At 69.6% G+C, this 2,302-nt stretch carries 3 protein-coding genes; all 3 read right to left on the reverse strand.

Going from position 1 to position 2,302, the window contains the following annotated elements; genetic code table 11:
* Positions 1–6 precede the first annotated feature (6 nt).
* Positions 7–975 carry an MlaD family protein gene (locus RMO12_RS10995; RefSeq protein ID WP_309639312.1) on the reverse strand — a complete coding sequence of 323 codons (969 nt, stop codon included), beginning with the start codon at positions 973–975 and terminating at the stop codon, positions 7–9.
* Entirely contained in the window at positions 972–1,802 is an 831-nt protein-coding gene (locus tag RMO12_RS11000; RefSeq protein WP_309639313.1) for an ATP-binding cassette domain-containing protein, read from the reverse strand. The genes RMO12_RS10995 and RMO12_RS11000 overlap by 4 nt, the downstream gene beginning before the upstream one ends.
* 3 nt (positions 1,803–1,805) lie before the next feature.
* On the reverse strand, positions 1,806–2,302 hold a 497-nt coding region (locus tag RMO12_RS11005), incomplete at its 5' end, for an ABC transporter permease (RefSeq protein ID WP_309639314.1).

Raw genomic sequence — 2,302 nt, forward strand, 5'->3', positions numbered from 1 at the left:
GGCTTCTCATCGGCGCTCGCTCCCGAAGATCACGGCATTGGGCTTGTCTTCCAGGATTTCGCTCCACTCGCGCAACCCGCGCGCGGCCTGCGACAGATCGCGCACGGCCGAGTCGAGGTCGCCGCGCAAGGTGGCGCCGGGGGCGGTGAGTTCGGCCACGCGGCTCATCGCCAGGTTGGCGGTTTCTGCCGCCTCGCGTGCGCTGGCGAGCGTGCGTTGTAGCTCCGGCTGGACGCCGAGCACCACTTTCTGGCTGGCCTCCGCAAGCCGCGTGATCGAGGCGAGCGTCGTCTCGGCATGGCCCTGCACCTCGCCCAGTGCCTGGCTCGCGACCACCAAGGTGCGGCGCGCTTGCACGGCGGTCTCGCTGAGTTCTCGTGCGCTCGTGCCCAGCGCGCTTTGCGTGCTGTCGAGCGTGCGCTGCAGCGCCTGCAGGGTGCCGCGCAGCTCTTGCACCGTTTCGCGCAGCGGCAACTCGGTCACCTGGTCGATGAGCGCGCCGAAACGGTCGGCCAGCGCCGGAATCTCGAATTCTTTGCCGCCGGCAAGTTGCGGTGCCGGCGCGTCGGGCACGAAGTCGAGGTCGATGAACTTCTGGCCGGTGACGAAGCTCTGCGCCACCAGCCTGGCGCGCAGGCCCCGCCTGACCAGCTCGGGCAAATCCGGCAGTGCGTTGGCCGCCGCACCGGCATTGAAGCGCACCAGGTCGGGCTGCAGGCGCACGCGCACCGGAATGCGCGCGGCCAGGGTGCGCGAGTCGACCTCGATGTCGATGCTGTCGACCTGGCCGACCGAAACGCCGCGGAACGTGACCGGCGCGCCGATGTACAGCCCGCTCACGCTGCCCTGGAAATAGATGACCGCGCGCAGCTGGTTCTGGAACAGGTTGCCGCCGCTGAGCCACAGCACCGCAGCGACGATCAAGGCCGCGGCCACCAGCACGAAGCTGCCGACCAGCAGGGCGTGGCGCTTCATGAGGACGGCGCCGTGGCGGCAGGTGGCGCCGCGGGCGGTGCGGAGCCGGCCTTTGCCTTCGGCCCGGACGGTGGCGGTTCCTCGCGGCGCAAAAAGGCGCGCACTGTCGGATGCTCGGCGTGCTCGCGCAAATGGCGCGGGCTGCCGTGCGCGATCGGTTGCTGGCTGTCGGCGTCGAGAAAGATGCCGTCGTCGGCGATGGCCAGCAGGCTCGGCAGTTCATGGCTCACCAACACCACTGCCGCGCCGGTGCGCTGGCGGATGTCGAGGATGAGGTCATCGAGCCGAAGCGAGCTGATCGGGTCCAGCCCGGCCGAGGGCTCGTCGAGCAGCAACAGCGGCGGCTCGGCGGCGATGGCGCGCGCCAGGCCGGCGCGCTTTTTCATGCCGCCCGACAAGTCCACCGGGTAGTAGTTCTCGAACGCTTCGAGCCCCACCCACGACAGCACCTCGCGCGCACGCGCCTGCCGGGCATCGGGGTCGAGGGGCGTGCGTTGTTGTTCCAAGGGCAGGCAGATGTTTTCCATCAAAGTCATCGACGACCACAGCGCAGCAGTCTGGAACAGCATGCCTAAGCCCGCGCGCAGCTTTGCGCGGGTGGCGTCATCGCTGGCCCAGTAATCCACGCCGCCGTAGGCCACGCGGCCGGCGGTCGGCGCGAGCAGGCCGACCAGGTGCTTGAGCAGCGTGCTCTTGCCGCAGCCGCTACCGCCCATGATGGCAAATATCGTGCCGCGCTCGACCGAAAACGACACCTCGCGCTGGATCAGCCGCTGGCCGAAACGCATCTCCAGGCCCCGGACCGTCAGCAGCTTCTGTTCGGCCACGGCCTAGATCCCCAGCGCGTTGGCGCACAAGGCGAACACCGCGTCGAGCGCGATCACGCCGACGATGCCGGTCACCACCGCGCGCGTGGTCGCCTGGCCCACACCGGCCGCATTGCGCTCGGCGTACAGGCCCTGGTAGCAGCCGGTGAGCGCGATCAGCGCGCCGAACACCAGCGACTTGGCCATGCCCAGGCCCAGGTGCGACCACTCAAGCGCATCGAGCGTGCGCTCGACATAGGCCGCGGGCGGCAGGCCCAGCATGCCCGCGCCCACCAGCAGTCCGCCGATGAGCCCTGTGGCGCAGGCGTAGACGTAGAGCAGCGGCATCATCAGCACCAGCGCCATCACGCGCGGCAGCACCAGGAACTCGACCGGGTCGATGCCCAGCACCTCGAGCGCGTCGATCTCCTCGTTGGCCTGCATGGTCGCCAGTTCGGCGGCAAAGGCGGCGCCGGTGCGCCCTGCCATCACCACCGCGGTGATCACTGCCGCCATCTCGC

This window comes from Methylibium sp., from assembly GCF_031393925.1.
GTDB lineage: Bacteria > Pseudomonadota > Gammaproteobacteria > Burkholderiales > Burkholderiaceae_C > Methylibium.